This is a genomic window from Isoptericola sp. NPDC057653 (genome assembly GCF_042799955.1).
In the GTDB taxonomy this organism is placed as follows: domain Bacteria; phylum Actinomycetota; class Actinomycetes; order Actinomycetales; family Cellulomonadaceae; genus Isoptericola.
In genome coordinates, this window is record NZ_JBHVHP010000001.1 from 2426603 (window position 1) to 2451455 (window position 24853).

General features: G+C 74.0%; 22 protein-coding genes. 10 read left to right on the forward strand and 12 right to left on the reverse strand.

Features of this window, described 5'->3' with window-relative positions; genetic code table 11:
• The first annotated feature begins 63 nt into the window (after positions 1 to 63).
• Positions 64 to 468, forward strand: a complete 405-nt coding sequence (locus ACFU9A_RS11070) for a pyridoxamine 5'-phosphate oxidase family protein (RefSeq protein ID WP_430575267.1) — start codon at positions 64 to 66, stop codon at positions 466 to 468.
• A 29-nt stretch (positions 469 to 497) separates the two neighbouring features.
• Here the strand turns inward: ACFU9A_RS11070 and ACFU9A_RS11075 are convergent, their stop codons facing one another.
• The gene (locus ACFU9A_RS11075) at positions 498 to 725 is read right to left on the reverse strand and encodes an RNA-binding S4 domain-containing protein (RefSeq protein WP_380316390.1); all 228 of its coding nucleotides are present in this window, start codon (positions 723 to 725) and stop codon (positions 498 to 500) included.
• Positions 726 to 783: 58 nt separating this feature from the next.
• On the opposite strand from ACFU9A_RS11075, the gene hisD reads away from it, so the two are divergent.
• Together hisD and ACFU9A_RS11085 are read left to right on the forward strand one after the other, a co-directional pair.
• Positions 784 to 2109: a histidinol dehydrogenase gene (gene hisD / locus ACFU9A_RS11080; RefSeq protein ID WP_430575268.1), complete on the forward strand. Its 1326-nt coding sequence runs from the start codon at positions 784 to 786 to the stop codon at positions 2107 to 2109.
• A 113-nt stretch (positions 2110 to 2222) separates the two neighbouring features.
• Positions 2223 to 5552: an SNF2-related protein gene (locus tag ACFU9A_RS11085; protein ID WP_430575269.1), complete on the forward strand. Its 3330-nt coding sequence runs from the start codon at positions 2223 to 2225 to the stop codon at positions 5550 to 5552.
• Between the two features lie 97 nt (positions 5553 to 5649).
• Here the strand turns inward: ACFU9A_RS11085 and ACFU9A_RS11090 are convergent, their stop codons facing one another.
• From ACFU9A_RS11090 to ACFU9A_RS11115, 6 genes are all read right to left on the reverse strand, one after another.
• Positions 5650 to 7377, reverse strand: a complete 1728-nt coding sequence (locus ACFU9A_RS11090; RefSeq protein WP_430575270.1) for an ABC transporter family substrate-binding protein — start codon at positions 7375 to 7377, stop codon at positions 5650 to 5652.
• A 70-nt stretch (positions 7378 to 7447) separates the two neighbouring features.
• Complete coding sequence (locus ACFU9A_RS11095; RefSeq protein ID WP_430575271.1) at positions 7448 to 9502, reverse strand: dipeptide ABC transporter ATP-binding protein; 2055 nt, start codon at positions 9500 to 9502, stop codon at positions 7448 to 7450.
• Positions 9499 to 10434, reverse strand: coding sequence for an ABC transporter permease (locus tag ACFU9A_RS11100; RefSeq protein ID WP_430575272.1), 936 nt, complete (start codon positions 10432 to 10434; stop codon positions 9499 to 9501). The genes ACFU9A_RS11095 and ACFU9A_RS11100 overlap by 4 nt, the downstream gene beginning before the upstream one ends.
• Position 10435: 1 nt before the next feature.
• Entirely contained in the window at positions 10436 to 11419 is a 984-nt protein-coding gene (locus tag ACFU9A_RS11105) for an ABC transporter permease (RefSeq protein ID WP_430575273.1), read from the reverse strand.
• A 189-nt stretch (positions 11420 to 11608) separates the two neighbouring features.
• Positions 11609 to 13867: a RecQ family ATP-dependent DNA helicase gene (locus ACFU9A_RS11110; protein WP_430575381.1), complete on the reverse strand. Its 2259-nt coding sequence runs from the start codon at positions 13865 to 13867 to the stop codon at positions 11609 to 11611.
• Positions 13868 to 14183: 316 nt separating this feature from the next.
• Positions 14184 to 14606 (reverse strand): hypothetical protein, encoded by a 423-nt coding sequence (locus ACFU9A_RS11115; RefSeq protein WP_430575274.1) that lies wholly within the window; start codon positions 14604 to 14606, stop codon positions 14184 to 14186.
• Between the two features lie 90 nt (positions 14607 to 14696).
• Here ACFU9A_RS11115 and ACFU9A_RS11120 point away from each other — a divergent pair, with 90 nt between their 5' ends.
• Entirely contained in the window at positions 14697 to 15212 is a 516-nt protein-coding gene (locus ACFU9A_RS11120) for a Rieske (2Fe-2S) protein (RefSeq protein WP_430575275.1), read from the forward strand.
• A gap of 88 nt (positions 15213 to 15300) precedes the next feature.
• On the opposite strand, the gene adhP is transcribed toward ACFU9A_RS11120, so the two are convergent.
• Complete coding sequence (gene adhP, locus ACFU9A_RS11125) at positions 15301 to 16332, reverse strand: alcohol dehydrogenase AdhP (protein ID WP_430575276.1); 1032 nt, start codon at positions 16330 to 16332, stop codon at positions 15301 to 15303.
• A 292-nt stretch (positions 16333 to 16624) separates the two neighbouring features.
• Between adhP and ACFU9A_RS11130 the strand changes: the two genes are divergently transcribed.
• The 6 genes from ACFU9A_RS11130 (at position 16625) to ACFU9A_RS11155 (ending at position 21392) form a co-directional block, all read left to right on the forward strand.
• Positions 16625 to 17839: a histidinol-phosphate transaminase gene (locus ACFU9A_RS11130; protein WP_430575277.1), complete on the forward strand. Its 1215-nt coding sequence runs from the start codon at positions 16625 to 16627 to the stop codon at positions 17837 to 17839.
• Positions 17839 to 18441: an imidazoleglycerol-phosphate dehydratase HisB gene (hisB, locus tag ACFU9A_RS11135; RefSeq protein WP_430575278.1), complete on the forward strand. Its 603-nt coding sequence runs from the start codon at positions 17839 to 17841 to the stop codon at positions 18439 to 18441. The genes ACFU9A_RS11130 and hisB overlap by 1 nt, the downstream gene beginning before the upstream one ends.
• Positions 18442 to 18445: 4 nt before the next feature.
• A complete protein-coding gene (locus ACFU9A_RS11140) occupies positions 18446 to 18994 on the forward strand; it encodes a hypothetical protein (RefSeq protein ID WP_430575279.1) in 549 nt (182 codons plus the stop codon).
• An 8-nt stretch (positions 18995 to 19002) separates the two neighbouring features.
• Positions 19003 to 19785 (forward strand): imidazole glycerol phosphate synthase subunit HisH, encoded by a 783-nt coding sequence (gene hisH / locus ACFU9A_RS11145; protein ID WP_430575280.1) that lies wholly within the window; start codon positions 19003 to 19005, stop codon positions 19783 to 19785.
• Between the two features lie 66 nt (positions 19786 to 19851).
• A complete protein-coding gene (gene priA, locus ACFU9A_RS11150) occupies positions 19852 to 20583 on the forward strand; it encodes a bifunctional 1-(5-phosphoribosyl)-5-((5-phosphoribosylamino)methylideneamino)imidazole-4-carboxamide isomerase/phosphoribosylanthranilate isomerase PriA (protein WP_430575281.1) in 732 nt (243 codons plus the stop codon).
• Positions 20580 to 21392, forward strand: a complete 813-nt coding sequence (locus ACFU9A_RS11155; protein WP_430575282.1) for an SseB family protein — start codon at positions 20580 to 20582, stop codon at positions 21390 to 21392. The genes priA and ACFU9A_RS11155 overlap by 4 nt, the downstream gene beginning before the upstream one ends.
• A 17-nt stretch (positions 21393 to 21409) precedes the next feature.
• On the opposite strand, the gene ACFU9A_RS11160 is transcribed toward ACFU9A_RS11155, so the two are convergent.
• The 4 genes from ACFU9A_RS11160 to ACFU9A_RS11175 form a co-directional block, all read right to left on the reverse strand.
• Complete coding sequence (locus ACFU9A_RS11160; protein ID WP_430575283.1) at positions 21410 to 22255, reverse strand: S1C family serine protease; 846 nt, start codon at positions 22253 to 22255, stop codon at positions 21410 to 21412.
• Positions 22252 to 22845, reverse strand: coding sequence for a hypothetical protein (locus ACFU9A_RS11165; RefSeq protein ID WP_430575284.1), 594 nt, complete (start codon positions 22843 to 22845; stop codon positions 22252 to 22254). The genes ACFU9A_RS11160 and ACFU9A_RS11165 overlap by 4 nt, the downstream gene beginning before the upstream one ends.
• 1 nt (position 22846) lies before the next feature.
• Positions 22847 to 23212: a DUF1844 domain-containing protein gene (locus ACFU9A_RS11170; protein ID WP_430575285.1), complete on the reverse strand. Its 366-nt coding sequence runs from the start codon at positions 23210 to 23212 to the stop codon at positions 22847 to 22849.
• A 92-nt stretch (positions 23213 to 23304) separates the two neighbouring features.
• Positions 23305 to 24822 carry a catalase gene (locus ACFU9A_RS11175; protein WP_430575286.1) on the reverse strand — a complete coding sequence of 506 codons (1518 nt, stop codon included), beginning with the start codon at positions 24820 to 24822 and terminating at the stop codon, positions 23305 to 23307.
• Between the last annotated feature and the right edge of the window lie 31 nt (positions 24823 to 24853).

Here is a 24853-nt window from a genome sequence, read left to right on the forward strand (position 1 = left end):
CCGGTCGCGGATGAGACCGGCGGCCCGTCCCGGACTCATCGGCGTCCGCCGTAGGCTCGTGGCGTGTTCCGCCTCAACCCCGAGCAGCTCGTGTTCGTCACCGAGCGCCATCTCGCCACCCTGACCACGCTCCGCGCCGACGGCAGCCCGCACGTCGTGCCCGTCGCCTTCACCTGGGACGCCGACGCCGGGGTGGCCCGCACCACCGCGCGTCGCACGTCCGTCAAGGTCGCGAACGCCCGCCGGTCGGCCGCGGACGGCTCGCGCCCGCGGGCCGCGCTGTGCCAGGTGGACGGGGGCCGGTGGCTCACGCTCGAGGGCACGCTCGAGGTGAGCGAGGATCCCGCGGAGGTGGCCGACGCGGTGGCGCGGTACACGAAGCGGTACCGGCCGCTCGAGCACGACCCGGACCGCGTGGTGCTGCGCCTCACCCCGGACCGCGCGATGGCGTCGACCTACATGGCCTGAGCGTCGTCGCGGGCCGCGGGAGCGCCTCGTCAGGCGACGACGACGGACTCGTCGCCCTCGGGGAGGGAGACGGTGACACGGTCGCCGCGCACGAGCTGGCGGCCCCGTCGCGTCTCGACGTCGCCGTTGACCTGCACCTCGCCGTCCGCCACGAGGTCGCGGGCGTGGGTGCCGGACTCGGCGAGGCCGGCGAGCTTGAGGAACTGCCCGAGGCGGATCATGTCGTCGCGGATGGGGACGTCGGTGGCGGCGCTCATGCGTCCATTCTCCGGCAACCGGCCCCGGATCCCGACCTGCGCTGCCTAGACTGGCCCGGTGATCCGACGCATCGACCTCCGCGGGCAGGAGCTGTCCCGCACCGAGCTGCTCGGGGTGCTGCCGCGCCCCGAGATCGGGGTGGACCAGGCGACCGCCGCCGTCGCCCCGATCCTCGCCGACGTCCGGACCCGGGGCGCCGCCGCGCTGCGCGACCTGGCCGAGCAGTTCGACGGGGTGCGGCCGGAGCATCTGCGGGTGCCGACGGCCGCGCTGGCGGAGGCCCTGGAGCAGCTCGACCCGCAGGTGCGGGCGGGGCTCGAGGAGGCGATCCGCCGCGTCCGCGCCGTGCACGCGGCCCAGGTGCCCACGGAGCACACGACGCAGCTCGGTCCGGGCGCCGTGGTCCGCCAGCGCTGGATCCCGGTCCAGCGGGTGGGGCTCTACGCGCCCGGCGGCCTCGCCGTCTACCCGTCGTCCGTGATCATGAACGTGGTCGCGGCGCAGGAGGCCGGCGTGCCCGGTCTCGCCGTCGCGTCGCCGCCGCAGAAGGAGTCCGGCGGGCTGCCGCACCCGACGATCCTCGCCGCATGCGCGCTGCTCGGCGTCGACGAGGTGTACGGCGTGGGCGGGGCCCAGGCCGTGGGGATGTTCGCCTACGGGGCCGCGGGCACCGAGCCGCAGGACGGCACCGTGCTGTGCGAGCCGGTGGACGTCGTGACCGGGCCGGGCAACGTCTACGTCGCGGCCGCCAAGCGGCTCGTGCGGGGTGTGGTCGGCATCGACGCGGAGGCCGGGCCCACCGAGATCGCCGTGCTGGCCGACGAGACGGCCGACCCGGGGCACGTCGCGCTCGACCTCATCAGCCAGGCCGAGCACGACCCGATGGCGGCGTCCGTCCTCGTGACGCCGTCCGTGGAGCTGGCCGGCGCGGTCGAGGCGCGGCTGAGCGACCTGGTCGGCGCCACGAAGCACTCCGCGCGGGTGCTGCAGGCGCTGAGGGGCCCGCAGTCGGCGGTCGTGCTGGTGGACGACCTGGAGCGTGGTCTCGCGGTCGTCGACGCCTACGGCGCCGAGCACCTCGAGATCCAGACGGAGGACGCCGCCGCGCTCGCGGAGCGGGTGCGGTCGGCCGGCGCGATCTTCGTCGGGCCCTGGTCCCCGGTGTCCCTCGGCGACTACATGGCCGGCAGCAACCACGTCCTGCCCACCGGGGGTTCCGCGCACTTCTCGAGCGGCCTCGGGGTGCACGCGTACCTGCGCTCGGTCCAGGTCATCGAGTACACCCGGGACGCGCTCGAGGAGCTCGCGGACCGGATCGTCGCCGTCGCGGACGACGAGGACCTGCCCGCGCACGGCGAGGCCGTGCGCGGCCGCTTCCTCTGACGCCGGTGTCGCCCTCCCGCCGCCCGCGACCGTGATCGCCGGCGACGAATAGTGTGCCAAGCGGCGGGCGTCGACCCGCCCGCCGCGTCGGAGGCGCGTGCGAGCATGGACGCATGCCCGCCCCGCCGCCCCGCCTCGACCCCGTCGTCGTGGGAGGCATCGTCGGCACCGCCACGTTCCGGCGCGCCCAGGGGTACGAGCGCTCGGGGATGGTCTCGACGTGGCGGTGGGACCCCGACGGGCTGGTCCTGACCTCGCGGGTCGCGGGGAGCGGGTCGCAGCCGTACACGTGCCGGGTGACGTTCGAGGTCGACGCCGAGGGCCGGTACGCCTACGTCGGCTCGTCGTGCACCTGCCCCGTCCGCGAGGAGTGCAAGCATGTCGCGGCCACGCTCCTGCACGTGGGACGCCGTGCCGAGGCGGCCGAGCTCGACGGCTCCGCGGGCGACGGGCCCGTGGCGGCGACCGGCTGGCGGGGCCGGCTCGCGGCGGTGACCGGAGGGACCCGGGGGCACGGGGCGGGGGAGCCGCCGGTCGCGTCCGGCGGCGGGATCCTGCCCGTCGCGCTGCGCTTCCGCCTGGACGAGGCGTTCGGCGACCTGCCGGCCCAGCTGTCCGTGCGCCCGGTGGTGCGCGGCCGCACGGGCTGGAAGGTGGCGCCCGAGGCGAGCTGGGAGGCCCTGGCCACGGGGCTCTACGCCTTCGCCGACGTCCGCGCCACGCCCGCACCCGCCGTGCGCCGCTGGTTCGCCGACCTGGGCTCCGCCCTCGCCGACGGCGGCTTCGGCCGCGGGCGGCAGGCGTGGCGACCGCTCGCCGCCGGGGGGCGCGGCCTCTGGGCGCTCCTCGCCGAGGCCGCGGACCTGGACATCCCCCTGGTCGCGCACGGCTCGCGTGACGAGGTCCACCTGGCGCGGGGGGCCGAGGCGCGGCTCCTGGTCGGCGCCGCCGACGACGGCGTGCGGCTCGACCCCGTGGTGGCGTTCGACGGCACGGACGCCCCCGAGGGCGCCGCGCTGGGCGCCGTCGGCGACACGGGGCTGTACGCCGTCGAGACGGAGGGGAAGCGCACGGTGCTGCGGCTCGGGCCCACGGCGCGGCGGTTGTCCGACGCGGCGCGGGAGCTCGTGGCCGTCGGCCGGGTGGAGGTGCCGGCCGACGACGTCGGCGAGCTGTTCGCGGAGCACGTCCCGGTGCTGCGCCGCGCGGTGCGCGTGCTCTCGGACGGGTCGGTGACCCTCCCCGACCCGCCACGCCCCGTGCTCGTCGCGGAGGTGGGGTTCGCGTCCCCCGAGCACGCACGGCTCGCGTGGGCCTACGAGTACCCCGCGCCCCCGCACCTCGCCCCGTCCGCGCCGCCGCGCCGTGTCCCGCTCGAGGGCGCGGCGTCGGACCCCCTGCGCGAGCCGGACGTCGAGGAGGAGATCCGCGCCAAGGCACAGGCCGCCGTGCGCGGCGTGCCCGGCTTCGAGCGGTTCGACCTCGCCGCCCGGACGGAGCTGCGGGGGCTGGACGCCCTCGACCTCGCGCACGGCGTGCTCCCCGTGCTCGCGGCGGAGGCCGACGTCCGCGTCGAGTCCTCCGACGTCCCGCACTACCTGCACCTCGACGCGGCCCCGCGGGTGGTGGTGTCCGGCGCCCCCTCGGGCGACTCCGACTGGCTCGACCTCGGCATCGCGGTGACCGTGGCCGGCAAGGAGCTGCCCTTCGCCCGCCTGTTCACCGCCCTCGCGCGCGGTGACAAGCGCCTCCTGCTCGTCGACGGCTCGTGGCTGCGCCTCGACCAGCCCGTGCTGGGTCGGCTGCGGGACCTCATCGCGGAGGCCAACGCGCTGAGCGACCGGCCCGGCCGCGCCCGGGTGAGCCGGTACGACGCGCACCTGTGGGGCGAGCTCGAGGACGTCGCCGACGTCGTGGAGGCGGCCGAGGCGTGGCGCCGCTCGCTGGCCGGGCTGCGGTCGTTCGCCGCCGGGCAGAGCGTGCCGGAGCCGACCGCGGTGCCGGCGGGGGTGCGCGCGGAGCTGCGCCCCTACCAGCGGGAGGCGTTCGAGTGGCTGGCCTTCCTGTGGAGCCACGGGCTCGGCGGGATCCTGGCCGACGACATGGGGCTGGGCAAGACGGTCGAGGCGCTCACGTTCCTCGCGCACGCCCGCGCCGCCGCGCCGGACGCACCGCCGTTCGTCGTCGTGGCGCCGGCGTCCGTCGTGGGGAACTGGGTGGACGAGGCCGCACGCTTCACCCCCGGGCTGCGCGTGGCGTCGATGCCGGCGACGGCGCGCACCCTGGGCTCGGGCGTGGCGGAGCTCGCGGCGGACGCGGACGTCGTCGTCACGTCCTACGCCGTCTTCCGGCTCGAGTTCGACGCCTTCGACGCCCACGCCTGGAGCGGGCTGATCCTCGACGAGGCGCAGGTGGCGAAGAACCCGCGCACGAGGGCGCACGAGACGGCACGCCTGCTCGACGCCCCGTTCAAGCTCGCGATCACGGGCACGCCGCTCGAGAACAACCTGCTGGAGCTGTGGGCGCTGCTCGCCGTCGTCGCGCCCGGCCTCTACCCGTCGATGCACCGCTTCCGCGCGGAGACGGCCCGCCTCGTCGACGCCGCCGCCACCGACGACGACCCGCAGGTGGTGGCGGCCGGCAACCGGGCGCTCGCGCGGCTCAAGCGCCGGATCCGCCCGCTCGTGCTGCGCCGGACCAAGGATCAGGTGGCCCCCGAGCTGCCCGAGCGCCAGGAGCGCGTGCTGCGGGTGCCGCTCACCGCGGACCACCGCAAGGTGTACGACACCCATCTCCAGCGCGAGCGGCAGCGGCTGCTCGGGCTGCTGGAGGACTTCGAGGCGAACCGCGTGGCCATCTTCCGCTCGCTGACCACGCTCCGGCGCCTGGCGCTCGACGCCTCCCTCGTCGACGACGCGTACGCCGGGGTCGGATCGGCCAAGCTGGACGTGGTGACCGACGAGCTGGTCGAGATCGCCGCCGAGGGACATCGTGCCCTGGTGTTCTCCCAGTTCACGTCGTTCCTGCGCCGCGTGGAGACGCGCTGCGCCGAGGCCGGGCTGCCCGTCGCCTACCTCGACGGCGCCACCCGCCGCCGCGCGGACGTGATCCGCGGCTGGAAGGAGGGCGACCAACCCGTGTTCCTCGTCAGCCTCAAGGCGGGCGGGGTGGGCCTCAACCTCACCGAGGCGGACTACGTCTACCTGCTGGACCCCTGGTGGAACCCCGCCGCCGAGGCCCAGGCCGTCGACCGCACCCACCGCATCGGGCAGACCCGGCACGTCGTGGTCACGCGCCTCGTGGCCCAGGACACCATCGAGGAGAAGGTGATGGCGCTGGCCCGGCGCAAGGCGGCCCTGTTCGACGCCGTCCTCGACGACGCGTCCGGCGCCTTCGCGGGAGCGCTCGCGGCCGACGACGTCCGGGGGCTGCTCGAGCCGTAGGGCATGTCCGGGCACACGAGAGCCCCCGGTCCCGGTGGTCGTGACCACCAGGACCGGGGGCTCTCCGTGCGAGAGGCGTCGGCTCAGCCGACGGGCCTCACTTCGCGGGGTTGGTGCCCTTCTCCCAACCCACGTTCTCCACCGGCTGCAGGCCGAAGAGGTCGAGACCGGTGTAGGTCTCGGGCGTGAGGTTGGCGAGGCCCTTCGTGGCCATGGAGATCCACGGGCCGTTGTACAGCGGCAGGATGCCCCAGGTCTCGGAGATGATCTCCGACTCGAGCTTCATGCCGGCCGCGGTCTGCTCCTCGGCCGTGGGCAGCGCGGACACCTGGTCGGCGATCTTCTTGTCGATCTCCTTGGTGCCGGTCGCCGACAGGTTCAGGCCGGAGTCCGAGCAGTACAGCTGGCACATGTACGCCACGCCGTACGGGTCGCTCGACGAGAAGCCGAGGATGACCAGGTCCCAGTCCTTGGTGGACAGGACGGTCGAGAAGTCGCTCGCGGGGCGCTTGTCGATGTCGAGCTTGAAGCCGATCGCGGCGAGCTGCTGCTGGACGACCTTGGCGCGGGCCTCGGTGATCGGCTCGTCGCCGAAGATGGGCAGACGGCCCTCGAACTTCTCGCCGTCCTTCTCGCGGACGTCGCCGTTCTTGGTCCAGCCGGCCTCGTCGAGCAGCTTGTTGGCGCCCTCGACGTCGAACTTGTAGCCCGCGTTGGCGAGAGCGTCGACGTAGCCCTCCTGGAACGGGAACAGGTTCAGCGAGCCGGCGTCGGGCTCGGTGTAGTTGAGGCCGTTCCAGACGACCTCCTTGATCTGGTCGCGGTTCACGGCCTTGAAGAGCGCCTCGCGGACCTTGAGGTCCTTGAACTGCGGCCGCTCGGCGTTGAGCTCGAGGAGGTTGGTCGACGTGCGCTGCGCGCGGTACGTCTCGGCGTTGTCGACGTCCTTGAGCTGCTCGAGGTTGTCCGCCGACAGGTTGTCGACGTAGTTGACCTCACCGTTCTGGAAGCCGTTGACCGCCGCGGTGGGCTCGAGCACGCGGAACGTGACCTTGTCGAGCATGGGCTTGTCGCCCCACCACTTGTCGTTCGGCACGAACGAGATGACGCCGCCGTTGAGGTCGAAGTCCTCGATCTTGTACGGGCCGGCACCCCAGTCGGCGTGCGCGTCCTCGATGTAGCCCTCGTTGAAGGCCTTCGGGGAGTTCACGGCCGGGTTCATGATGTGCCAGAACAGGCCGTCGGTCCACGGGAACTCGGTCTTGAAGGTGACGACGGCCTGGCGCTCGTCCGCGCCCTGCTCGACCGACTCGATCTGCGAGTAGCCGTCGGTGGAGCTGGGGACGTAGCCCTCCTCCGTCGAACGGTTGGCCTTCCAGAGCTCCTCGTACGACTTCCAGGTGATCGGGCTGCCGTCGTTCCAGACCGCCTTGGGGTTGATCGTGTAGGTCACGACCGTCTTGCCGTCCTTGACCTCGGTGGTCCAGTCGGACAGGTAGTTCGGGTTCGCCGACGCCTCGCCCTCCGGGGACATGAGGATCATCTGCGGGTTGTACCACTCCCAGATCCGCGCGGTGTCGACCGAGCCGTCGGAGTGGTTCGGGTTCATCTGCGGGGTGATCTCCGTCAGCGGGAAGGTCACCTCGCCACCCTGCTCGAGGTTCTCGCGGGGCTGCGGGTTGTAGTCCGCGCCCTGGATCGTCTGGGCCTCGGCCGTCGGCTTGTCGCCGCCGCCGTCGTTGCCGCCACCGCCGCAGGCGGTGAGGGCCAGGGCAAGCACGCCGGCGACGGCGACGCTGCCGGCCAGTCTCTTCTGCAGCCTCATGGGTGCTCCTTTCGCGCCTCGTGGGCGCTGACTTGATGGTTGGGAGTGAGCGATGGATGGAGAAGCATGGTCAGCGGTGGTGGCAGGCGTTCACGTGGACGCCCGTCCGTCCGCTGAGTGCGGGCACCTTCGTGTCGCAGGCGACCCGCTCGGGGTCGTCGAGCGTCTGGTAGAGCGGGCACCGCGAGACGAAGGCGCAGCCCTGGATGGTGTCCGTCGGGCTCGGGAGGTCGCCCTTGAGCACGATGTGCTCGCGGCCTCGCTCCACCACCGGGTCCGGCACCGGGATCGCCGACAGGAGCGCCTGCGTGTACGGGTGCTGGGGGTCGTCGAACACCGCGTCGACCTCGCCGTGCTCGACGAAGCTGCCGAGGTACATCACGGCGACGCGGTCCGCGATGTGCCGCACGACGGACAGGTCGTGCGCGACGAAGAGGTACGACAGCCCGAGGCGGACCTTGAGCTCGTCGAGCAGGTTGATCACGCCGGCCTGGACGGAGACGTCGAGCGCGGACACCGGCTCGTCGAGCACGACCAGCTTCGGGTTGGTCGCCAGGGCGCGCGCGATGCCGATGCGCTGCCGCTGGCCGCCGGAGAACGCCGCGGGGAAGCGGTCGCTGTGGGCGGGGTCCAGCCCGACCAGGCCCATGAGCTCGTCCACCCGGGGGCCGACCTCGGCGTGCGGGGTCCCGACGGTGCGCAGCGGCTCGGCGATGACGTCGAAGACGGTCATGCGCGGGTCGAGCGAGCCGACCGGGTCCTGGAAGACGATCTGGACGTCGCGACGCAGCTGCCGCTCCTCGCGCCCGCCCTTGATGTCGGAGACGCTGGTGCCGACGATCCGGATGTCGCCGTCGTCCTGCGCGGCGAAGTCCATGATCTGCAGCAGCGTGGTGGTCTTGCCCGACCCGGACTCGCCGACGATCGCCATCGTCTCGCCCTCGCGGATGTCGAAGCTGACGCCCTTGACGGCGTGCACCTCGCCGACCTTCTTCTTGCGGAAGGAGCCCTTGAGGAGCGGGAACGACTTCGTGAGGTTCTCGACCTCGAGGGTGGGCTTGCGCAGGTCGCGCGGCACCTCCTCGAGCGTCGACGCGGGGATCTCCGGGACCGGGTACACCGGGCTGTCGTCGATGCGGCCGGCACGGATCTCCTCCGCGCGGATGCAGGCGGCGCGGTGGTCCGGCTGCCCGGCCACGGCGAGGAGCTCCGGCTCGGCGGTGCGGCAGGCGTCGGTGACGATCGGGCAGCGCGCCGCGAAGGGGCAGGCGTCCGGGAGGTCGACCAGCAGCGGCGGGCTGCCCTTGATGGGCACGAGCGGCTGCTTCACGGACTTGTCCACGCGGGGGATCGCGCCGAGGAGGCCGATCGAGTACGGCATGCGCGTGTCCGCGAACAGCGTCTCGACGGGGGCCTGCTCGATGGCGCGGCCGGCGTACATCACGACCACGTCGTCCGCGATGTTGGCGACCACGCCCATGTCGTGCGTGATCATCATGACCGCGGCGCCGGTCTCGTGCTGGGCCGTCTTGATGAGGTCCAGGATCTGCGCCTGGATCGTCACGTCGAGGGCGGTGGTCGGCTCGTCCGCGATGATCAGCTTCGGGTTGTTCGCCATCGCGATGGCGATGACCACGCGCTGGCGCATGCCGCCCGAGAACTCGTGCGGGAACGACTTCACGCGCTCCTGCGGCCGGGGGATCCCGACGAGGCGCAGCAGCTCCACGGCCCGGTCCCAGGCCGCGCGGCGCGACATGCGGGCGTTGTGGATCGTCAGGGCCTCGACCAGCTGGTCGCCGACGGTGAACACCGGCGTCAGCGACGTCAGGGGGTCCTGGAAGATCATCGCGATGCCGTTGCCGCGGATCTTGGACATCTGGGAGTCGCTCTTGCCGAGCAGCTCCTGGCCCTCGAACATCACCGAGCCGCCGATGCGGGCGTTGTCGTCCAGCAGGCCCATGACGGCCAGCGACGTGACCGACTTGCCGGAGCCGGACTCGCCGACGATCCCGAGGGTGCGCCCCTCGGCGACGTCGAAGGAGACGCCGCGGACGGCGTCGACGCGCCCCGCCTCGGACGGGAAGGAGACGGTGAGGTCGCGGACGGAGAGAACAGGGGTGGTCATGCGCGGCCTCCCGCAGCGGAGGTGGGATCGAGGGCGTCGCGCAGGCCGTCGGCGACGAGCGCCATCGAGACGGTCAGCAGGGTCAGGGCGGCGGCCGGGAAGTAGAACATCCACGGGGCGCTCGAGATGCTCGAGGCGCCGATGCCGATGAGGGACCCGAGCGACACGTCGGGCAGCTTGACGCCGAAGCCGAGGAAGGACAGGCCGGTCTCGGCCATGACCGCGCCGACGACGCCGAGCGTGAAGTTGATGACGAGCAGCGACCCGATGTTCGGGATCAGGTGGCGCATCACGATCCGCAGACCGGGGACGCCCATGTACCGCGCGGCGTGGACGTACTCCCGCTCGCGCAGCGACAGGGACAGCGTCCAGATCGTGCGGGCCTGGAAGAACCAGCTGACCAGGATCAGGACGAGCGCGATGACCTTCCAGTCGCCGCCGGAGTCGTTCGACATCATGGCGAGCAGCAGGAACGTGGGCGCCACCATCAGGAAGTGGATGATGAACAGCGCGACCCGTTCGATGCGGCCCCCGAAGTAGGCGGCCGCGGTGCCGATGACGGCGGACAGGACCGTCGTGCCCGTGGCGACCACGACGGCGATGAGCAGCGAGCGCTGCAGGCCCACGACGACCATCGCGTAGAGGTCGTTGCCCGCGTTGTTGGTGCCGAACCAGTGCTCGGGGCTGGGCGGGTCGGACAGCGCGAGGAAGTCGAGCTCGACGTGGTCGTACTTCTGGAACAGCGAGCCGAACAGGGCGAACAGCACCAGCAGCACGAAGATGACCACGCCCACGAGGGCGGGACGGTTGCGCGCGAACCGGCGGCTGTACAGCCGCCACTTCGACAGGCGCTTGCGCTCGCCGGTCTCGGCGACGGGGGGCACGGTCTCGGCCTCGGCCAGAGGGTCGACCATGGAGGGATCGGTTGCCATGTCAGCTCACCCGCACTCGGGGGTCGAGGGCGACGACGGCGATGTCCGCCAGGATCGCGCCGATCGCGGTCATGACCGCGCCGAACGCCGCGACCGCGACCACACCGTTGATGTCGTTCTTGGAGATCGTGTCGATGAAGTACTGCCCCATGCCCTTCCAGGCGAAGATCGACTCGGTCAGCACGGCGCCGGTGAAGATGCCGGGGATCGAGAACGCGACCTGGGTGGTGACGGGGATCAGCGACGTGCGCAGCGCGTGCTTGCGGATCGCCTGCTGCTTGGTCAGGCCCTTGGCCCGCGCCATGCGCACGTAGTCGGACTTGATGTTGTCGAGCAGCAGGGAGCGCTGCAGGAAGTGGTACTGCGCGTAGCCGACGATGATCAGGGCCAGCGTGGGCAACGTCAGGTGCTGGATCGTGTCGACCAGGGTGGGGAAGAACCCGCTCACCCCGGGACTCGATGATCCGGTGACGTAGAAGACCGTGGTGCCGACGGCGCCGTTGAAGGCGATCGCGAGCAGCACCAGGCCGAGCGCCGCCACGACGATCGGGATGTTCATCGTGATGATCGACGTGCCCTGGGCGATCCGGTCACCGACGCGGTACTGGCGCGAGGCGCTGTAGACGCCCAGCGCGATCCCGATGAGGGTGAGGAGGATCGTGGCGCCGAGCATCAGCTCAGCCGACACCCACATGCGGTACGAGACCTGCTCGTTGACCGACTGACCCGTGGGGCTGACGCCCCAGTCCCAGTGGAAGAGGATTCCGCTGAACCAGTTCCACCACCGCACGAGGAGCGGCGTCTGGTCGTCCAGGTTGCGCGGCTCGAGCAGGTTGTGGATCTGCTCCTCGCTGAGCGGGGGCCGCCTCCCCACGTAGTTGCTCCGGGGGTCGAGGTAGGCCCAGGCGAGGAAGTACGTCAGGTTCGTGACGGCCACGACCATGAGCAACCAGCCTGTGGTGCGGCGCAGCAGATATCGGGTCAATGTCGGAGGGGCTTTCTTCAGGGACGATGGCGGTGCCGTGAGATTACAGGCGTCCGGAGTGGCCTCCGACACATCTGCGCCGCGCGGACTCGGATCGTTACGGTTTTGTGCCCGAGGCTCACATTCCCGAAACATGCGGGACCGCCGCCGGAGCGAGGGCTCCGCGGCGGTCCCGTACGGCCGGTGGGGTCAGCGCACGCCCAGCACGAACGGGTGCACGGCCGTCGCCCCCGCCTGGCGCAGCAGACGGGCGGCGACGGTGAGCGTCCAGCCCGACTCGGTCCAGTCGTCGACCAGGAGCACCGAGCGCCCGGGCAGCCCGCGCAGGGCGGCGTCGTTCAGCTCGAGCCGGAGCCGCCGAGCCACCCCGGCGAGGCGCATCGCCGAGTTCACGTCGTGCCGGGCCGGCTCCTCGGCGCCCTGGGCGGGGCCCACCGCACCGATGAGGGGCACGCCGAGGTAGGCGGCCAGGCCCGACGCCAGGTGGTAGGACAGCTGCGGCCGGGTGGTGGAACGGACGGCGACGACGCCGTCGACGAGGGTGCGGCGCGCACCCTCGGCACCGTCGTCGGACGACGTTCCCTCGGCGGGACCGCGGACGGCTTCCCAGTCGTCCAGCACCCGTGCCGCGGCGCGGCGCAGGGGCACCGGCACCTCGCCGTCGGGGGCGCCGGGCGCGAAGAGGTCGCGCAGCGGCCCGGACCAGCCCAGCCCGTCGAGCCGGGCGACGGCGCGGCCCGGGGCGGCGCGCTCCTCGGGCGCGATCTTGCCCTTGAGGTCGAGCCCGAGCGCGGCCAGGCCCGACGGCCACATCGCGCGGGGGCCGACCTCGACCCCCGGCCGGTCCATCTCGGCGCGCGCCGAGGCGACGGCCTCGGCGTCGGGGACGGCGGGCAGCGTGACGCCGCCGCACCGGTCGCAGCGGCCGCAGGTCCAGCCCTGCGGGAGCTCCGGGTCGTCCAGCTGCGCCCGCAGGTACGCCATCCGGCACCCGTCGGTGGCGACGTAGTCGACCATCGCCTGCTGCTCGGCGTGCCGGGTGGCCTCCACGCGGGCGTACCGCTCGGCGTCGTAGGCCCACGGCGTGCCCGTGGCGACCCAGCCGCCCTGCACGCGCCGCACCGCCCCGTCGACGTCCAGCACCTTGAGCATCGTCTCCAGGCGGGAGCGCTTGAGGTCCACCTGGGTCTCGAGCGCCGCGGTGCTCTGCGCGCCCTCGGACGCGGACAGGGCGCCGAGCGTCGCGCGCACCTGGGGCTCGGCCGGGAACGCCTGCGACCCGAACCAGTCCCAGATGGCGCGGTCCTCCTGCCCGGGCAGCAGGACGACGACGGCGTCGTCGACGCCGCGGCCCGCGCGGCCCACCTGCTGGTAGTAGGCGATGGGCGACGACGGTGCGCCCAGGTGCACGACGAACGCCAGGTCCGGCTTGTCGAAGCCCATGCCGAGTGCCGACGTGGCGACGAGGGCCTTGACCCGGTTCTCCTTGAGGTCCTCCTCGAGCTGCTCCCGCTGCGTGGGGTCCGTGCGCCCGGTGTACGCGGCGACGGCGAGCCCGGCCCCGCGCAGCTGCTCGGCCACCTGCTCGGCCGCGGAGACCGTGAGGCAGTACACGATCCCGGAGCCGTCCACGTCCTGCAGCGCCTCGACGAGCCACGCGACGCGCGTCGGCTGGTCCGGCAGCTCGAGGACGGCCAGGTGCAGCGACTCGCGGTCGAGCCCGCCGCGCAGCACGAGGACCTCGTCCCCGCCGGCGGGGCCACCGGTGCCCTCGGCGCCCTCGGCGGCCGGCAGCGACCCGTGCACGGCGAGCTGCTCGGCGACGTCGGCCGTGACGCGGGCGTTCGCGGTCGCGGTGGTCGCGAGCACGGGGATGCCCGGGGGCAGGTCGGCGAGCAGGGTGCGGATGCGGCGGTAGTCCGGGCGGAAGTCGTGGCCCCAGTCGGAGATGCAGTGGGCCTCGTCGATCACGACCAGGCCGGCGTCGGCGGCGAGCCGGGGGAGCACCTCGTCGCGGAAGGCCGGGTTGTTGAGCCGCTCCGGCGAGCAGAGCAGCACGTCCACCTCGCCGGCGGCGATCGAGGCGTGCACCTGGTCCCACTCGGTGACGTTCGAGGAGTTGATCGTCACGGCCCGGATCCCGGCCCGGGCGGCCGCCGCGATCTGGTCGCGCATCAGCGCGAGCAGCGGGGACACGATGACGGTCGGCCCGGCACCCCGGGAACGCAGCAGGGAGGTGGCCACGAAGTAGACCGCGGACTTGCCCCACCCGGTGCGCTGCACGACCAGGGCGCGCCTCCGGAAGGCGACCAGCGCCTCGATCGCACGCCACTGGTCGTCGCGCAGGGCGGCGTCCTCGCGGCCGACGAGCGCCCGGAGCGACTCCTCCGCCTGCTCGCGCAGCGTGCCGCCGCCCTCGCCCGCGCTGTCGAGGAGGCCGCGCAGCATGGCGAGCTTCGCGCGCTTCGTGGGGTCGGCGTCCCCGGCCGCCGGCCCCGGGGCGGCAGGCGGCTCCGGAGCCTCGGAGGCCGGGGCGACCGGCGCCGGGGCGGGAGGCGCGTCCGCGGGCGGCGCGGGACGCACCGCCCGGCGGGCCTCGGGCTCGGGAGCCTGGTCGTCCGGCGGCGGGGCGTCGTCGTCGGTCGGGTCGAAGACGAGGTCGGCGTACGGGTCGTCGGGATGGCTCACGCTCCCGATCGTAGGGGGCGCCGCCCACGGCGGGCGGCCGTCCTCCACAGCGTGCCGCGACCTGCCGGGGGGTCGGTCAGCGCACGTACTCGCGCAGCAGCGCGACCGCCGACGCCACCACCGCCACGACCTCGGACACCGCCGCGAGGAGCTCGTTCGTCCCCGCGAAGGTCTCGTTCACACCGTAGAAGCCGACCGTCGTCGACAGCACGAACGCCAGCAGGGTCAGGCCGCCGAACCCGATGCCGCCGACGAGGGGCAGCCAGTGCCGCCAGACCACCAGGAGCACGGCGAGCACGAGCCCCGCCACGGCGTTGAGCAGGAACAGCGGCCCGACGACCGCGATGGCGTCGTAGCCGTCGACGTACAGCAGCACGTGCACGATCGCCGACACGAGCGCCGCGGCGGCCGCGGCCAGCCGCCATCCACGGGCGAAGGGCGGCCGTGCACCACCCGTGGCCCGGGGGCTGGGTGGCACCGCGCCGTGGGACGAGTCCATGATGATGATGCTCCCACTCCTCGGGCCCGCCGTCTCCGGAGCGGGACGCGCACGCGGCGTCGTCCGGGGACCGACCAGCCCGGAGGCCCCATGCCCACCACGCCCTTGCCCAGCTCGACGATGCCCCGCACGCCGTCGCCCACGCCGACCGCCGAGGCGGTGCGCGCCTGCGCCTGCGGGCCGACCCGCCGGCAGCTGCTGCGCGGCACCGGCGTGCTGGCGGGCGCGGTCGCCGGCGCGGGGGTGCTCGCCGCCTGCGTCGAGCAGAAGCCCACCCCGCAGCAGGCCGCGGCCTCCGCGAGCGCCGCGGGGGCGGGGACCGTCGTCGTGGCGCTCGCGGACGTGCCCGTGGGCGGTGCGGTGTCCGCGAAGGTGGCGGGCCAGGACGTGCTGGTCACCCGGCCGACCGAGGGGGAGGTGCACGCGTTCAGCGCGATCTGCACGCACGCGGGGTGCACCGTGGCGCCCGGCGACGGCGAGCTCGTGTGCCCGTGCCACCAGTCGCGGTACGCGCTCACGGACGCCGCGGTGCTGGGCGGGCCGGCTCCCGAGCCGCTGCCGGCGATCCAGGTCGAGGTGTCGGGGTCGGACGTCGTCCTCGCCTGAGCGCCCGGGGCGTGCGGCAGGTCCGGTGACGCGACGAGGCCCGGCGGCACGCGCCGCCGGGCCTCGTCGCGTCGCGGACCGGGGAGCGTCAGCTCCGCATGTCCATGACGACGCGGCCGTCGATCTTGCCGGCGATCATCTCGTCGAAGATCGCGTTGATGTCGCCGAGCGGGCGGACGGTGTAGGTCGGGTCGACCTTGCCGCGGGCGAAGAAGTCCAGGGCCTCGGCCATGTCCTTGCGCGTGCCGACGATCGAGCCGCGGACGGTGAGGCCGAACAGGACGGTGGTGAAGATGTCGAGCGGGAACTTCTCGGGGGGCAGGCCGACGAGCGAGACCGTGCCGCCGCGGCGCAGGGCCCCGACGGCCTGGGGGAAGGCGTGCGCGTTGACCGCCGTGACGAGCGCGCCGTGCACGCCGCCGCCCGTCTTCTCCTGGAGCTCGGCGGCCGCGTCGGCCGACGTCGCCGCGTTGACCGTCACCTCGGCGCCGTGCTTGCGCGCCAGCTCCAGCTTCGCGTCGTCCACGTCGACCGCGGCCACGCGGCGACCCATCGCGACCGCGTACTGGACGGCGATGTGCCCGAGCCCGCCGATGCCGGAGATCAGCACCCACTCGCCGGGCTTGGTGTCGGTGACCTTGAGGCCCTTGTAGACGGTGACGCCGGCGCAGAGGATCGGCCCGACGGCGGACAGGTCGACGCCCTCGGGGACGATCGGCGCGTAGCGGGAGTCGACGAGCATGTACTGGCCGAAGGAGCCGTCGACCGAGTAGCCGCCGTTCTTCTGGTTCGGGCAGAGCGTCTCCCACCCGGTCTCGCAGTACTCGCACTCGCCGCAGGCGCTCCACAGCCAGGCGTTGCCGACGGTGTCGCCGACCTTGACGCGCGTCACCTGGTCGCCCACGGCGACGACGTGGCCCACGCCCTCGTGCCCGGGGACGAACGGCGGGGCCGGCTTGACCGGCCAGTCGCCGTGGGCCGCGTGCAGGTCGGTGTGGCAGACGCCGGTGTAGTCCACCTTGACGAGGGCCTCGTGGGGTCCGGGGGCGGGGATCTCTCGGTCCTCGACGACGAGGGGCTCGGTGAACGAGTGGACGACCGCGGCCTGCATGGTGCTCATCTGCTTCTCCCTTCACGGGCCGCGCGACGGGCGGCCCACACGGCGTGCTGCTGATATCTCGACGGTAGGCGCAGAGCACCGCCGTCGCACCGGGAGCGGCTTGTGAAGACCATCACAAGCCGCAGGATCCGGCCCGTCGTGGCATGTGAAGGCATTCACAAGCGATCGGGCGTGGGACGCGGAGCGGCATCCGGGGGTGCGGGGCGACGTCGGGGCGGGGGTGTGCGACAGGGCACGCGGCCGAGGGGCGGACGGCGCTCCCGGCGTCCCGCCGGTTCCGTAGACTGACGAGGTGACCACCCCTCTGTCCGCCCCCGCGCCCGCGGGCGGGGTCGACGGCGCGCGGCTGCCGCTGCGCCCGGAGCTCGCCGACGAGGCGCCCTACGGCGCCCCGCAGCTCGACGTCCCCGTGCTGCTGAACGTGAACGAGAACCCGTACGCGCCGTCCGAGGCCGTCGTCGCGACGATCGCCCGCTACGTGGCCGACGCGGCGCGCGGGCTCAACCGCTACCCGGACCGCGACTTCGCCGCCCTCCGCGGCGACCTGGCCGACTACCTGGAGCTCGAGTCCGGGGTCCGCCTCGCGCCCGAGCAGGTCTGGGCCGCGAACGGGTCCAACGAGGTCATGCTGCACCTCCTGCAGGCGTTCGGCGGCCCCGGACGCACGGCGGTGTCGTTCGCGCCCACCTACTCGATGTACCCCGAGTACGCGCGGGACACCCACACGCGCTGGGTCACCGGCCGGCGGGAGAGCGACTTCACGCTCGACGTCGACCACGCGGTCGCGACGATCGAGGAGGTCCGCCCGTCGGTGATCCTCCTGGCGAGCCCCAACAACCCGACCGGGACGGCGCTCCCGCTCGCGACGGTGGAGGCGATCCTCGCCGCCGCGGCCCGGGTCGAGGTGCCGGACGCCCCGGCGCACGCCGGCCGCCGCGCGGGCGCCGTCGTCGTCGTGGACGAGGCCTACGCCGAGTTCCGCCGCCCGGGCACGCCGTCGGCGCTCGAGCTGCTCGCCGCGCACCCGCACCTCGCGGTGACGCGCACGATGTCGAAGGCCTTCGCCGCGGCCGGGCTGCGGCTCGGCTACCTCGCGGCGTCGCCCGCGCTCGTCGACGCGCTGCGGGTCGTGCGCCTGCCGTACCACCTGTCCGCCGTGACGCAGGCGGCCGCGCGGGGCGCGCTCGCCCACCACGAGGAGCTGCGCGCCCAGGTGCGCGACCTGCGCGGCGAGCGCGACGCGCTCGTGGGCTGGCTGCGGGAGCAGCGGGTCGCGGGCCGGCCCCTGCAGGTGGCCGACTCCGACGCGAACTTCGTGCTGTTCGGCACGTTCGGCGACCGGCACGCGGTCTGGCAGGGCCTGCTCGACCGCGGCGTCCTCATCCGCGAGACCGGCCCCGACGGCTGGCTCCGGGTCTCCGTGGGCACGCCCTCGGAGAACGCCGCGTTCCGGGCCGCCTTCACCGAGGTCGTCACCGGCGCTGAGGCGCCCGAGAAGGAGGACTGATGCAGCACCGCACGGCCCGCGTGGAGCGCACGACGAGCGAGTCGAGCGTCGTCGTCGAGCTCGACCTCGACGGCACGGGGCGCACGGAGGTCTCGACCACCGTGCCCTTCTACGACCACATGCTCACGGCGCTGGGCAAGCACTCGCTGATCGACCTCACCGTGCGCGCCACGGGCGACACCCACATCGACGCGCACCACACCGTCGAGGACGTCGCCATCGTGCTCGGGGAGGCCCTGCGCGAGGCGCTCGGGGACAAGCGCGGCATCTCCCGCTTCGGCGACGCGACGGTGCCGCTCGACGAGGCGCTCGCGCTCGCCGTGGTCGACGTCTCGGGCCGCCCGTACCTGGTGCACTCGGGGGAGCCGGAGGGGCAGGAGTACCACCTCATCGGCGGGCACTTCACCGGGTCGCTCACGCGGCACGTGCTCGAGTCGATCGCGCACCACGCGGGCATCTGCGTGCACGTGCGCGTCCTCGCCGGCCGCGACCCGCACCACATCGTCGAGGCCCAGTTCAAGGCGCTGGCCCGTGCGCTGCGCGCCGCCGTCGCCCCCGACCCGAGGGTCGAGGGCGTCCCGTCCACGAAGGGTGCGCTGTAGAAGCATGACCACCGATCCCGACCAGCACCCTGACCAGCAGCCGGGCCTGCCGGACGAGCTGCCCGAGGGCTTCGAGGTCCCCGACGACCTCTCGGGCCTCGACGGCACGTCGGCCGACCCGGACCTGGCCGTCCTGATCACGCAGATCGCGGGGGCGGAGCCCCTGGCGGCCGCCTGCGCGCTCGCCGAGCTCGACGTCGACGCCGCGCCCACGCCGGTCGGCGCGCTCGCCGTGCTGCGCTCCACCGGCGACGACGCGCCCGCGCAGGCCGCCGCCGCGATCTCGAAGCTCGTGGCCGGGGTGCCGCTCGTCCTCGTGACCCGCCAGGGGGAGCAGCTCACCTGCGTGCGCTATGTCGACGGCGCCGCCGAGGGCGAGCTGCCGCCGGGGCTGGTGCTCGGCGGCGCGCCGGAGGCGCTCGAGGACCTCGTCACCGGTCAGATCACCGTGGCCGACCTGCCGGGCGTCGTGCCGTCGGCGAGCATCGGCCGGTTCAAGGCGATGCGGATGCTCACGGGCGCCGCGCGCAAGGCCCGCAAGAAGCAGCAGTAGGGGGACGGATGCCCGACACGCCTCGCGAGGGGGCCGACCTGGCCGCCGTGCAGGCCGCCGCGGGGATCTCCCCGCTGCTGCCGCACGGTGGCGCCGCCGCCGACCTGAACCCCGCGCCCACCACGCCGTCGGCCGGGCGCCGCCGCGTGGTGGTGCTCGACTACGGCTTCGGCAACGTCCGCTCGGCCGTGCGCGCGCTCGAGCGCGTCGGCGCGGAGGTGGAGCTCACCGCCGACCTCGCGCGCGCCGCAGAAGCGGACGGGCTCGTCGTCCCCGGCGTGGGTGCCTTCGCGGCCTGCATGGCCGGCCTGCGCGCGGTGCGCGGCGACCAGGTGGTCGACCGTCGCCTCGCCGGCGGGCGACCCGTCCTCGGCATCTGCGTCGGCATGCAGGTCATGTTCGACGCCGGAGTGGAGCACGGCGAGCGCGCCGAAGGGCTGGGCGAGTGGCCCGGCGTCGTCGAGCGCCTCGAGGCCCCGGTCGTGCCGCACATGGGCTGGTCGCCGGTCGAGGTGCCCGACGGGTCGCGCCTGTTCGCCGGCGTCGAGCACGAGCGGTTCTACTTCGTGCACTCCTACGCCGCGCAGGAGTTCACCCAGGGGCACGACGGCGACGCGGACCCGCGGTACACGCCGCCGCTGGTGACGTGGGCCCGGCACGGCGCGCCCGGCTCCGAGGCGCGGTTCGTCGCCGCCGTCGAGAGCGGTCCGCTGGCCGCCACGCAGTTCCACCCCGAGAAGTCCGGCGACGCCGGCGCCACCCTGCTGGAGAACTGGGTGCGCTCGCTCTGACCCCCGCCGCCCGGCCCGCGCAGCGCCGGGGGCACCCCGACCTCACCGACCGATGGAGAGAACCCCGTGACCGACCGCCTCGTGCTCCTGCCCGCCGTCGACGTCGCCGACGGCCAGGCCGTCCGCCTCGTGCAGGGGGAGGCCGGCTCCGAGACGTCCTACGGCGACCCGCTGGCCGCCGCCCGCGACTGGCAGGCCGGCGGCGCCGAGTGGATCCACCTCGTCGACCTCGACGCCGCCTTCGGCCGCGGGTCGAACGCCGAGCTCCTCGCGCAGGTCGTGGCCGAGCTCGACGTGCAGGTCGAGCTGTCCGGCGGCATCCGTGACGACGCGTCCCTCGAGCGCGCCCTCGCGACCGGCGCGCGCCGCGTCAACATCGGCACCGCGGCGCTCGAGGACCCGGAGTGGACCGCCCGCGTCATCGCCGAGCACGGCGACGCCGTCGCGGTGGGCCTCGACGTGCGCGGCACGACGCTCGCCGCCCGAGGCTGGACGCAGGAGGGCGGCGACCTGTGGGAGGTGCTCGCGCGGCTCGACGACGCCGGGTGCGCGCGCTACGTCGTCACCGACGTGACCAAGGACGGCACGCTGCGCGGCCCCAACGTCGACCTGCTGCGCGAGGTCGCGTCGCGCACGCCCGCCAAGGTGGTCGCGTCGGGCGGGATCTCGTCCCTCGCCGACCTGGAGGCGCTGCGCGCCCTGGTGCCGGACGGCGTCGAGGGCGCCGTCGTGGGCAAGGCGCTGTACGCCGGGGCGTTCACGCTCCCCGAGGCGCTCGACGTGGCGGGCCGGCCGTGACGACCCCCGCCGGCGGCACCGGCGAGGCCGACGAGGGGCGGGCCCTGCCGGGCCACCTGAAGTCGATCCAGCCCACCTCGCAGTTCGCGGGCGACGACGGCACCGCCGACCCGGAGCTCGCCCGGCTGCTCCGGGCGCACGCCGACGGCGCCGGGTCGCTCCGGGACGTCGTCCGCCGTCTCGCCGCCACCCGCGTGCTGGTGCCCGTGCTGGCCGAGCTCGCGGTGGCGGACGTCGTCGAGCACGAGGGCCCGTCCGGGACGCAGGAGCTGCACGTCGACAAGGAGGCCGCGGCCGGCGTCGTGGCGATCGAGGCGCCCGACGGACGCCGCGCCCTGCCCGTCTTCACGTCGGTCGACGCGATGCGGGCCTGGCGCGCCGATGCGCGCCCCGTGCCCGTCGAGGCGCCCCGCGCGGCGCTGTCGGCGGTCAGCGAGGACTGGTCGTTGCTCGTGGTCGACCCCGCCGGCCCGGCCACCGCCCTCGTGCCGCGGCCCGCGGTGTGGGCGCTCGCGCAGGGGCACGAGTGGCTGCCCGCCCTCGTGGACGGCCCGGAGGGTGCCCCCGAGGTCGACGCGGAGGTCGCCACGGCCGTGGCGGACGCCGCGGCCCCCGTGCAGCACGTCGTGCGCGCGCACGCCGAGCGCGGCCGGCGCGCGGAGATCGCCGTCGTCCTGGCGCTCGACCCCGGCCTGGACCGGGCGGGGCTGGACCGCGTGCTCGCCCAGGTGAACGCCCGGCTGGGCGCCTCGGCGGTGATCTCCTCGCGCGTCGACTCCCTCGAGCTGCGCGTCGGCGCCGCTCGCTGACCGCGCGCCCGGCGCGGCTACGGCTCGTCGGTCGCGGTGCCGGAGGGGCGGTCCGTCGCCTCGCCCGAGGGCGGGTCCGTGGGCTGGTCGGTCGGCTCGGCGCAGGGCGGCAGCGCCCGGAAGCCGTCGGTGTCGTCCAGCACGCGCTCGAGCGTGGACACGGGCACCAGCAGGGACCGGTCGTCGGAGGTCTTCGCGTACACGACGCCGATCACCCGGCCGTCCTCGTCGAGGGCGGCGGACCCGGACGACCCGGGCTCGACGGTCGCGTCGGTGAGCAGCACCTCGCCCAGGTTCTCGTGCAACGGGTCCGTCGTGGGCCCGATGACCTCCCCGGCCGTGATCGTGAGACGGCCGCCCTCCGGGTAGCCGACCACGGTCACGGCGTCGCCCGGTGCCGGGTCGGCGTCGGCGAGGGTCGGGTGGCTGGGCAGCGGGTCGGCGGTACGCACGAGGGCGAGGTCGGCGAGCGACGCGCTTCCCGCGGCCGCGACCGTGAGGTCACGGCCGTCGTACGTGCTGACCTCGAGCGTCTCCGAGTCGGCCACCACGTGCCGGTTGGTGATCAGGGTGTGCTCGTCGACCGCGAAGCCCGAGCCTGTCGACAGCCCGCTGCAGCCGACGTTGCGGATCCGCACGGCCATCCGCTGGACGGCGTCGAAGCCGTCGGGGGAGAGGCCCTCGGCGCCGCTCGGGTCGAGCGACGGGGCGGCGCTGGGGGCCACGCCGGTCGGCACGACGTCGCTCGGCACCGGGTCGGGCAACGAGGGCAGCACCCCGCACCCGGCGAGGGCCGCGGCGAGGAGCAGGACGGGCGCCGGCCGCAGCGCCCGTTCGGCCCGGCGGCCGGGCGGCCGGGTCACTGATCGAGCTCCCGCTGGAGCTGGTCGCTCGCCTTGGAGGCCTGCTTGCACAGCGTGCCGACGTCGGACGCGAACCGGTCGAGGTCCTTCGCGTCGTAGGCGTCGCGGTCCTCCAGCGCGGAGATGAGCTGGGACTGCGCGTCGACGCAGTCCCCCAGGGCGGTCGTCACGACGCCCGCCGCCTCGCTCACGCGGCGCTGGTAGTCCACGTACTGCTGCGAGGCCACGTTCTCGTCGCCGAGCTGGGCCTTCTCGTTGGCGAGGTCGGTGATGCGGGCGGTCGCGGTGGCGAGCTGCTCGCGGGCGGCGACGAGCTCGGCGTCGGTGGCGTTCAGCTCCGCGTCGAGGGCCGCGACGCGGTCGGCGTACCCACGGGCCTCGCCCTCCCAGGTGTCGCTGTGGGCCTGCCAGCGCGCCGTGGTGACCCACAGGTACGCGCCGACGCCGAGCGCGCCGGCGAGGAGCAGGGCGAGCACGACGACCGCCGTCCGCCGGTCGCGGCGTCGCGCCGGCCCGGCGCCGGCCGGCGTCGCCGGGTCCGGTGCCGGGTCCGGCGACGGAGGCGGCGGCCAGGCGGACGGGGCGGACATGTCAGACGACGGAGCCCGTGTACTTCTCGCCGGGGCCCTCGCCCGGGGCGTCCGGCACGACCGACGCCTCGCGGAACGCGAGCTGCAGCGACTTGAGCCCGTCGCGCAGGGAGCGGGCGTGCTGGTTGCCGATGTCGGGGGCGCTGGCCGTGACGAGCGCGGCCAGCGCGGTGATGAGCTTGCGGGCCTCGTCGAGGTCGAGGTGATCCTGCGCCTCGGCGTCCTCCGCCAGGCCGCACTTCACGGCGGCGGCGCTCATGAGGTGCACCGCGGCGGCGGTGATCACCTCGACGGCGGCGACATCGGCGATGTCGCGCGTCGCGGAGTCTTCGGTGGTGGTGGGGGTCGCGTCGGGCGTGGTGCTCATGGGGACCATCTTCGCATCGGGGCGGGCGGGCGACGACGGCCGAGGCCGGGCCCCCGGCGGGGACCCGGCCTCGGCTGCGCGTGGTGCGACGGTCAGATGCCGACGGGCTCCACGTCGGGGCCGGAGCCGACCGCCGTGGGGCGGGGGGCACGGCCGGCCTCGACCTCGGCGCGCAGCTTGGCGCCGAGCTCGGCGTCGACGCTCGTCCAGTAGCCGAAGAAGCGCTCGCGGATCTCGTCGATCGTGATCGCGAGGCCCTGGCCCGTGAGGGTCTCGAGGAAGCGCGCCTTGGCGCCGTCGTCGAAGACCTCGCGGTAGAGGGTGCCCGCCTGGCCGAAGTCGGAGTCCTCGGAGCGCAGGGTCTGGGCGGAGCGCAGCAGGGCGCCGTCCGACTCCCACGCCGCCTCGGCGCCGCGGGCCGGGTCGGCCACGGGGCCGCCCTCGGTGCCGAAGGAGTTCGGCGTGTAGACGCGGTGCTCCGGGCCGTTGAAGTGGTACTGCATCGGGCCCTGGTGCATGTAGTTCGCCACGGGCGCGGCGTGCGCCTGGTTCACCGGCAGCTGGTTGAAGTTGGCGCCGATGCGGTGGCGGTGCGCGTCGTTGTAGGCGAACACGCGGGCCATGAGCATCTTGTCGGGCGAGATGCCGGTGCCCGGCACCTGGTTGCCCGGCGAGAACGCGGCCTGCTCGATCTCCGCGAAGAAGTTGCGCGGGTTGCGGTTCAGCGTGAACGTGCCGACCTTGATGAGCGGGTAGTCCGCGTGCGGCCAGACCTTCGTCATGTCGAAGGGGTTGAAGCGGTAGTCCTTGGCGTCCTCGTACGGCATGACCTGGACCTTGACGTCCCACGAGGGGAAGTCGCCGCGGTCGATGGCCTCGTACAGGTCGCGGCGGTAGTAGTCCGCGTCCTCGCCCGCGATGCGCTCGCCGTCCTCGGCCGACATGTGCTCCACGCCCTGGGCGGAGATGAAGTGGTACTTCACCCAGAAGCGCTCGCCCTCGGCGTTGACCCACTGGTAGGTGTGCGAGCCGTAGCCGTTGAGGTGGCGCCACGACTTCGACAGGCCGCGGTCGCCCATGACGTAGGTGACCTGGTGGGCCGTCTCGGGGGAGAGGGTCCAGAAGTCCCACTGCATGTCGGCGTCCCGCAGGCCCGAGGCGCCGAGGCGCTTCTGGGAGTGGATGAAGTCGGGGAACTTCATCGCGTCGCGGAGGAAGAACACCGGGGTGTTGTTGCCGACGATGTCGAGGTTGCCCTCGGTCGTGTAGAAGCGCAGCGAGAAGCCGCGCACGTCGCGCCAGGTGTCGGGGGAGCCCTGCTCGCCCGCGACGGAGGAGAAGCGCAGGAGCGTCTCGCTCGTCGCGCCCTTCTGGAAGACGGCGGCGCGGGTGTAGCGCGAGACGTCCTCGGTGACGACGAGCTCGCCGAAGGCGCCGCCGCCCTTCGCGTGCGGGTTGCGCTCGGGCACGCGCTCGCGGTTGAAGGAGGCGAGCTTCTCGACCAGGTAGCGGTCGTGCAGGACGGTGGGCCCGTCCGCACCCACGGTCAGGGAGTGCGCGTCGCTCGCGACCGGGGTACCGGTCTGCGTCGTCGTGAACGGCGTCGTCATGTGATGACGTCCTCTCTCAGGGGGGTTCCGG